At 71.4% G+C, this 8,521-nt stretch carries 6 protein-coding genes and 1 pseudogene; 3 read left to right on the top strand and 4 right to left on the bottom strand.

The window, feature by feature from the left end; all coding sequences use genetic code 11:
* Nucleotides 1–50 precede the first annotated feature (50 nt).
* Nucleotides 51–1,031: an ABC transporter substrate-binding protein gene (locus DI269_RS06695; protein WP_112134322.1), complete on the bottom strand. Its 981-nt coding sequence runs from the start codon at nucleotides 1,029–1,031 to the stop codon at nucleotides 51–53.
* Between the two features lie 12 nt (nucleotides 1,032–1,043).
* Entirely contained in the window at nucleotides 1,044–2,912 is a 1,869-nt protein-coding gene (locus DI269_RS06690; protein ID WP_112134321.1) for an SIP domain-containing protein, read from the bottom strand.
* A gap of 176 nt (nucleotides 2,913–3,088) precedes the next feature.
* On the opposite strand from DI269_RS06690, the gene DI269_RS06685 reads away from it, so the two are divergent.
* A complete protein-coding gene (locus DI269_RS06685) occupies nucleotides 3,089–4,627 on the top strand; it encodes a helix-turn-helix transcriptional regulator (protein ID WP_198667217.1) in 1,539 nt (512 codons plus the stop codon).
* Nucleotides 4,628–4,765: 138 nt separating this feature from the next.
* Here DI269_RS06685 and DI269_RS28100 read toward each other — a convergent pair.
* A pseudogene (locus DI269_RS28100) lies at nucleotides 4,766–5,980 on the bottom strand (MFS transporter); the annotation flags it as partial.
* A gap of 119 nt (nucleotides 5,981–6,099) precedes the next feature.
* On the opposite strand from DI269_RS28100, the gene DI269_RS06675 reads away from it, so the two are divergent.
* Nucleotides 6,100–6,978, top strand: a complete 879-nt coding sequence (locus DI269_RS06675) for a LysR family transcriptional regulator (protein ID WP_112134319.1) — start codon at nucleotides 6,100–6,102, stop codon at nucleotides 6,976–6,978.
* 269 nt (nucleotides 6,979–7,247) lie between these two features.
* On the opposite strand, the gene DI269_RS06670 is transcribed toward DI269_RS06675, so the two are convergent.
* On the bottom strand, nucleotides 7,248–7,808 hold the full coding sequence (locus DI269_RS06670; RefSeq protein ID WP_112134318.1) for a TetR/AcrR family transcriptional regulator: 561 nt from the start codon (nucleotides 7,806–7,808) through the stop codon (nucleotides 7,248–7,250).
* Nucleotides 7,809–7,899: 91 nt separating this feature from the next.
* Between DI269_RS06670 and DI269_RS06665 the strand changes: the two genes are divergently transcribed.
* Nucleotides 7,900–8,521: SDR family NAD(P)-dependent oxidoreductase (locus tag DI269_RS06665; protein WP_112134317.1), on the top strand; the 622-nt coding region annotated here is incomplete at its 3' end.

Raw genomic sequence — 8,521 nt, 5'->3', positions numbered from 1 at the left:
CCCGGCCGCCTTCGCGGTGGCCGGGCCGCGGAGGCGCGGGGCCAGTGCGGTCACGTGGCGGGGAGGGTCGCGAGGGCGCTGTCGAGCGAGTCCAGGTACTGGAGGACGGGCCCGTAGGAGTTGTTGCCCGGGCAGTAGAGGCCGAGCGCGCGACCGGAGTCCACGGCGGGCAGCGCCTGCCAGGTGTTGGTCTCGACCACCGGTGCGAACGACTCGGTCGGGTTGCCTTCGGCGTCGACGGGATAGGTGATCACGTCGTATTCGGACAGTTCGGCGAGCTGCTCGAACGGCAGGGAGGTCCAGCCCAGGGGGTCTTCGCCTTCGGCGGCCCGGGGGAAGTCCATGCCGAGGTCGCCCTGGGCGATCTCGACGCAGCCGAAGTCCGCGATGGAGAACGTCCCGGGTTCGGAGCTGGCCCAGCGGTCGACGTTGACGAACGCGGTGTCGGCGATGATCGCTCCGTAGGTCGCTTCGATCTGGGCGATCTTGTCCTCGAACTGCGTCTTCTGCTCGGTGAGCCCGTCGGTGACGTCGCCTGCCTCCGCGACGCCGTCGGCGAGCTCCTTCCATTCGACGTCGAGTCCCCAGAAGACGGTCGGGGCGACGGCTTCGAGCTCCTCTTGGATCTGCTCGAACTCGTCGGCGGGGAACTGGGCCAGGATGAGGTCCGGTTCGAGACTGGCGAGCTGCTCTATGTCGATCTGGTCGGCGCTGGTGCCGAGGTTCGCGGCCGCCTCGTACGCGTCCTGCTGCGCTTGGGGAATGAGGGCGAGTTCGGAGTCGCTCACTTCGGTGACGCCCACCGGTTCGCCGCCCATGTCGATGAGCGGGAGCGTCGTGTTGCCGATCGTGACCACCCGCTGCGGGTCGGCGGGGATCTCGACGGCGCCGTTGTCGGCCGTGACGGTGCGCGTCTCCCCGCCCGCGGTGCCGGGGTCGTCGCCGTCGCCGCAGGCGGCGAGGGCGAAGGAGGCGCTCAGGATCGCGGCGGTCAGGGCGGCGCGGCGCCGTCGCAGAGTGGGCATGGTCATGGTCTTCCTTTTCTATTGGGGCTGAACGTCAGCGGGCACGAGTTCATGGACCGGGGTGTCCCAGCCGACGGTGTGCGTCGTGAGGCGGGCGAGTCCGGCGCTGGTGATGACGGCGTCGAGTTCGGCCGCGGTGCGCAGGCCGGAGCCGTGCACGGTGAGGGCGAGCAGGTCGGCTTCGCCGTCGTGCTCGTCGAGGTCGTCGGTGTCGAAGAGGTCTTCGACCAGCAGCACCCGGCCGCCGGGGAGGAGGTTCTCGGCGGCGCGGCGCAGGGCGTGGGCGGCGTCGGCGTCGGGCAGCGTCTTGAACGCGCGGATCACGAACACGGCGTCCGCGGCAGGGCCGGGCTCGAAGACCGACTGCTCGACGACGCCGACCCGCGCCCGCTGCCGCTCGTCGGGGATGGTGTCGGGCAGGTCCCGGCGCAGCCAGTCCGCCTGTGCCGGCAGCGCGCAGATCGTCACGTGCAGGCCGGGGTGGGCGGCGACGAACTCGCGGGCCTGGGCGCCGGCGCCGCCGGAGTGCAGCACCAGGTGGTCGACGCCGGTGAGCAGCTCGGACTTCGCGATCGGCTCAGCGAGCGTGGCCTGGAACTTCGCCAGGCGTTCGAGGTAGCGGTCCTCGTAGTCCTGTTCGGCGCGTACCTGCGTGAAGGTCTGGCCGGTGACCGAGGCGTACGATTCCCGGCCGGTGCGGATGGACTCGGTGAGCCCGTGGATGCCGAGCATCTCGCGTCCCGCCACCCCGGCGGGGTGCAGGAATCCGACCATGAAGTCGAGGGTCAGGACCTCGCCGACCGGCGTCAGATCGTAGTGGCCCGGTTCAGTCTCGTGGAGGACGCCCAGGGAGTGCAGGTAGCGCAGCAGCTTGCCAAGGGCCCGCTCGTCGGCTTTCGCTCGGGCGGCCAGTTCGGCGACGCCGGTCACACCGCGGGAGATGAGCTCGGGGACGTCGAGTTCGACGGCGCTGCGGATCGCGATCGGTGCGATCAGCTCGGCGAGATCGTGGAGCCGCTCAAAGGGAGTCTTCGTCTTCGCGGGGTCGGGCAGCGCCGCATCCTGTTCGAGGGCGACGACCTCGCCGCGGCGCCAGTACCCGATGAACTCGACGTCCTCTTTGGGCATTCCCTGGTCCTCGACCAGGTGACGGCGCAGGTCCCGCACGGCCGCGTTCTCCCCCGCGACCCACGCGAACGGCCTGCCGCCGCGCCACTCGCAGTTCCTGACGGCCTCCACCAGCAGGGACTTGCCCGCCTCGGCGCCGTCGCGCACCAGCCATCGCACCTCGACGCCCGGCAGTTCACGCAACTCCTGCCGGTGTGCCTCTTCGGCGACCTCGATGAACACCTGCGCGCTCGCGTCCTCGGGCAGCTCGTCGAGCAGGCGGGCGATCGCCGGGAGCGCCGCGTCGTCGCCGGCGACCAGGAGCCAGTCCGCGTCCTGCGGGAGTTCGCGCGACACGCTCGGACCGAAGAAGTGGATGCGGTCGCCGACCTGGGCGCGGTACGCCCAGGTGGTTCCCACGCCAATGCCGTGCTTGACGAAGTCCACGTCCAGCCGGCCGGACTCGGCGTCCCAGCGCCGCACGGTGTAGATCCGCGACAGGGGCCGGGGGTCTCTGGGCAGGTCGAGGCCCTGCTCCTTCTGCACCGGCAGCACCGGCTCGGCGTGTCCGGGGTAGCGGAACACCAGGCGGATGTCGTCGTCGAAGCCGGTCGAGTCGAACGCCGCCTGAGGGAAGCCGTTCGCCGAGGTGAAGTCGCCGAGCTGGTCGCCGGCCAACGTGATCCGCCGCATCCCCGGCGTCAGGTCCTGCACGCCGACGACCTCGACCTCTCGCAAGGTCAAGGGGCGCACGGTGAGGCGGCGTGAGGTCTTCGGCATGCGGGGCCTTTCGGATCGGTTCGGGGCTGCTGGGGCCGCGCTCGATCGACGCGGGCGAGGCCCGCTGGTAAGATTAGGCTATCCTTACTTTCATTTGCGTGCGCAGGCTGCCATATTGTTAGGACATGCCGGATCTCCCTCCGACGAGCGCTCGCCGACCGCCGTCGATTCCCCGAGTGCGATCGAGCGGCACCTGGGATCAGGCCGAGCACCTGCTGCTCTGGGTCCGCACCGGCTCGGCGTTCCTCCACATGGGAGACCAGGAGTTCCGACTCGCCGAGGGCGAGGGCGTCTGGATTCCGGCCGAGGCCGGCACGTCGTGGGAGGTCGTCACCGAGCCGGGCACGGTCGCATTTCCGCTGCTGACGCATCCGAGCGCCACCGCCGGCGTCCAGCCGGAGCCGAGGCGGTTCGCGATCCCCGACGACTGGCAGGACTGGCTGATCCAGCACTTCAACTTCCAGGTCACGCCCCTCAGCGGTCGCGGATACTCCCAGGACGCACTCGTCGACCTCATTCACGGCTCGCGAACGCCCGCAACGGAAGGCGAGACCTCAGCGTCCCCGGTGCCGCGGGACGCGCTCGCGATGCCGAAGGGCGGCAGTGCCGGGGCCGTGGCCGAGGAGCTGGTGCGGGACCCGGCGCTCCGACTCACCGTGCGGGAGTGGGCGACCCGGGTGCTCTCCAGCCCGCGTTCCCTGCGCCGCGACTTCCTCGCCGCCACCGGCCTCACGTTCGAGCAATGGCGACTGCGCTGCCGACTGAACGCGGCGGTCGAGTTCCTGTCGGCGGGGTACGACGTGGACCAGGTGGTCGCACGCGTCGGCTTCGCGAGCCGCAGCGGCCTCACTCGCGCGTTCAAGCAGCACTACGGATCGACCCCGCACCAGCTCAGCAGGAGACTCGCGGCCGGACGTCCCGCCGGCGAGGTCTCGGAACGGGCCGCCGCGGCACGTCAGGCCGACGATCTCGTGCGGATGGCGCGAGGCGACGGTGCGACCACCGCACCCGATCTGCTGCCCGCGGCCCGCACGACCCCGCACGCCAACCACGTGCACGTGCTCAGCTGGATGTACCGCGGCAGCGGCTACCTGGACATCGGCGACCGCCGCCACGAACGGCAGCGCGGCGTCGCGACCTGGATCCCCGCCGACCTGGAGCACACCACCGGCATCCGCGAGAACTCCATCTCACTGCCCATCGGCACGGCCGGCACCGGCGACCTCGCACTGACCGAGCCGCTGCACGTGCGGTTCCCACCCGCCTGGGACGACTACCTGATGTTCTGCTCCATCAGCTCCCGCTCCGCCCTGAAACCGGACGGCCACGACCCCGACCGCATCATCGACCTGTTCGCCGAACAGCTCGCCGAGCAGCGCGCGCTCACCGTGCCGATGCCGACCCATCCGGGCGCGCGGGACGCGGCACTGGACTACCTGCGCCGCATCGGCACTCCCGGCGAAGCGGCCGCACCCGATCTGACCGCCGAGATCCACCGCCTCTTCCGTGACGAGACCGGCATGTCATTCGCCCGCTGGCGCTACGCGGCCCGCATGCGCATCGCCCGCGACCTGCTCACCGGAGGCGCGAAGCCCAGCGCCGTCGCCCGCCGCGTCGGCTACGCCCATCTGCCCACGTTCAGCGCCGCCTTCAGCCGCTTCCACGGGATGTCGCCGCGAGAGTACCGGGACCACCAGGCCGACACGCGCCACTGATCCCCTGCGCCGTGAGGTCGTCGAGGCGCTGACCAGCCCGAACACGCAGACCACTGCGGCGATCAGGAACGGGACGGCCGCCGTGCCGCCGTGGTGCCCGGTCAGGACGACGCTGGCGACCGCGGCCGCCACGGTGGCGCCGATCTGGCGGCCGGCGTTGAGGAGGCCGCCGACGGCGCCGGCGGCCTCGGCGGCGGCCTGGGTGACGGCGAAGCCGACCAGTGCGGGCAATGTCCACGAGACGCCGAGTCCGCACAGCAGCAGCCCGAGCCCGAGCACCAGCGCGCTGTCGTGGAACGCGATAGCGACGGCGACGAGCGCCAGGCCGATGGGGAATGCAATGAGCCCCATGCGGATCGGCCGGAGGTGGCCGCGGGCGGCGATGATCCGCCCGGTGAGCAAGGGGTTGAGGGCGATCAGCACGGTCATCGGCAGCAGCATCGCGCCAGTGCGCGCCGCAGTCTCGTCGAGCAGGAGGGGGATCGAGAAGACGACGGTGGTGAGGGCGTAGTTGACGGCCGCGCCCCATCCGAAGGCGCTCCACGCCTTCGCGTTGCGGCGCAGCGCTGCCGGGACGATCGGTGCGGGCGAGGTCCGGTCGGCCAGCGCCGTCCCGAACCCGAGGCCCAGAGCGATGAGTCCGAGCACGGTGGCCGACACCCAGCTGCGTTGGCCGATCTCGGTGATCGTGAGCGTTGCGGCGGCGAGCGTCGCCGCCAGGCCGAGGTGGGGAAGCCAGGAGATCGCGCGGGCGGTGCGCGGGCTCGCGATCGGGGTGCGGCAGAGCAGGAGCACGGCGAGCGTGATCGGGGCGTTCACGAGGAAGACGGCGCGCCAGTCGCCGACGGCGACGAGCCACCCGCCCAGGACTGGACCGGCGGCCATGGCGGCGCCGCTGATGGCCGCCCAGGCGCTGACGGCGCGTCCGCGGGGTCCGGGCTCGGGGTACAGGGCCGCGATCAGGCCCAGCGAGCTCGGGATGATCGCGGCGGCGAAGAGGCCCAGCAGCGCACGGGACGCGAGCAGGAACGCCAGGGTGGGCGCGAGGGCGCACGCCAGCGACGCGGCGCCGAAGCCGACCACGCCGGTGACGAAGACCCGGTGGGCGCCAAGGCGATCGGCGAGGCCGCCGGCGAGGACCAGTGCGGACGCCAGCACCATGGTGTAGATCGTGGTGGCCCAGCCGACCCCGACGACTCCGGTGCGGAGCGAGGCCATGATGCTGGGTTCGGCGACGGCGAGCACCGTGGTGTCCAGCAGCACCATGAAGTAGGCCAGGGATATGCCGACCAGTCGGGGTGAGGACCGGTGGCCGGGGTCGAGGCGAACGGCGGCGGGCGATGAGGCGGACATGAGTCTCCTAGGTCCGGGAGTGAGCGGGACGCACAACGGTGCGCCCGGGCCGCGCCCGGTTCGACCGGCATCGCCGAATCGGTATTCGGCATATCCGAACACCCGCGTAAAATAGCGGCGTGGATTTGAGCCAGCTCCGGACCGCCGTTGCACTGCTCCAGCACCGGACGGTCAACCGGACCGCGGCGGCGCAACGCCTCGCACCGTCCTCGGTCTCCGACCGCATCCGGCGGCTCGAAGCCGAGCTCGGGGCGCCGCTGTTCACCCGGGACCGCGCCGGCATGCACCCGACCGCCGCCGGCCGCGCCTACCTCGTCGCCGCGTCCTCGGCGTTGGCAGCGCTCGACGGTGCGGCCGAGCAGCTCCGCGACGCACTGTGCCTCAATGTCGGAGCGCAGGCCTCCATCGCCGACGAACTCCTCCCGGCGGTCTTGGACGAGCTGCAACGGACGCACGCAGAGCTGCGCGTGCGGCTTCGTCCCGACGCCGACCGCGACCGCCTTCTCACCGCGCTCGACCGCGGCGAGATCGACGCCGCCGTCCTCCTCGACACCGGGGAGCGCGTCGGCGACCTCGGCTTCCCGGCGCCGGCGGCCGACCTGGAGCATCTGGACGTGCGCGACGTGCCCATGGCCGTGGTCGCCCCGCCGGGCCATCCGCTCCTCGGACGCCCGGTCACCATGGCGCAGATCCGAAACGCGGGCGACCTGATCGGCCGCGAACCGCGCTGCTCCTTCTGGATGGCCGCCCAGTGGTGGATCGGTCCCGACGTCGAGCTCACCGCCGTCGGCGGCCTGGCACAGGTCCGCGAATGGGTCGCCGCCGGCAGGGGCATCGCCCTCCTGCCCGAGTTCGCAGTACAGGCCGACCTCGACTCCGGCCGCCTCCAAGCCCTCGACGCCCCGACACCGCCGCTGCGACTGCGGCTCGTCTGGCGCGACGACCAGAACGCCGCCGACCGGCTCAAGCCGCTGCTCTACGCCCTCACCCGGGCCTGACCGCCGTCTCGCCGCCCGAGGGCAGGCGGCCGTAGGGGCACGGGCCGTGTGCTCGGCGGATGCGGCCGCACCCCGGACTACGACCTCGACGTCGTCGAAGACGCCGTCGTCCTCCTCACCGTGGCCCGCCGCTCCGCTCGAACCCCAAGGCGGACAGCCGCACTCGAACGGCACCGTGCCCGACCAGGCCGAAGGGGTTGGTTTGGATGCGTTGACGTGGTCCATGCGGCCAGTCTGGGCCCTGACCCAATGTCAAGCTTGAGAATCGATCAGGTCCAGGCGGAGGCGAGGGCGCGTTCGAGGGTGTCGCGCCATCCGTTGGGGGCGTGGGGTTCTCGGGCGGCGGTGCCGGCGAGCCAGAGCAGGTTGAGCAGGTCGTCCGCGGTGAAGTCGGGGGCGAGGACGCCCTCGCGGTGGGCCTCGTCGATGAGGTCGCGCCCCAGCGCCATGGTGTGCTCGCAGATGCCGATGAGGGCGACGGCGTCGGGGTAGCGGCGCAGGATCGCGTCGTTGAGGGCCGGGTCGGCGATCTGGAGGTCGATCATGCCGTGGAGGAAGGCCTGCAACCGGTCTTTCGCCACGGGCTCGGCGAGGACGTCGGCGGCGAGGACCTGGAGGCGGGCGCCGGCGACGTCGGGGATGACCGCGTCGATCAGGCCTTCGCGGGAGCCGAAGCGGTTGTAGAGGGTGCCGATGCTGACCCCGGCGTGCTTGGCGATCACCTCCAGGGGCGCGTCGAGCCCCTGGGCCAGGAAGGTCTCCAGCGCGGCGGCGCGGAGTTTGGCCGCGTTGTCGCGGGCGTCGCGCCGCAGGGGCTTCCGATCGGTCATGTCCGTCCCATCACATCTTGAGGCATGCCTCAAGTTAAGTGTTACCGTCATATCTTGAGGCACTACTCAAGATACCTGAAGGAGCACAGCAATGCCCGTCATCGCCATCGTCGGAGCCGGTCCCGGCCTCGGACACGAGATCGCCCGCGCCTTCGGCGCCAAGGGCTTCACCGTCGCCCTCCTCGCCCGCAGCGCCGACAAGCTCGACGCGCTCGCCGCGAAACTCGAAGAGGAGGGCATCGAAGCCGCCGGGTTCACCGCCGACATCACCCGCCCCGAGACCGTCACCGCCGCCTTCGCCCAGGTCAAGGAGCGCTTCGGCACGATCGACGTCCTCGAATTCTCCCCGGCCGACCCCGGCCTCGGCGCCGCCGGCGTCCTGGAGGTCGCGCCCGAGAACCTCCAGCCGCAGGTCGACTTCTACCTGGGCGCGATCCACGCGGTCAAGCAGGTCGTGCCCGACATGATCGCGGCGGGCACCGGCACCGTCCTCATCACCACCGGCGGCGGGTCGATCACCCCCGTGCCGTTCCTGGCCAACATCAACATCGCCGCCGCCGGACTGCGCAACTGGACGCTGAACCTGCACAACACCCTCAAGGACCAGGGCGTCTACGTCGCCCACGTCGCCATCAGCGCCTGGATCGGCGCCGGACACCCCGACGCCGCCGCCGAAGTCATCGCCCGCAACTACATCGACCTGTACGAGACCC

This window comes from Glycomyces dulcitolivorans (assembly GCF_003265355.1).
Taxonomy (GTDB): Bacteria; Actinomycetota; Actinomycetes; order Mycobacteriales; family Micromonosporaceae; genus Glycomyces; species Glycomyces dulcitolivorans.
The sequence above is the reverse complement of the archived record's forward strand: the minus strand, read 5'-3'. Positions and strand labels throughout refer to the sequence as shown.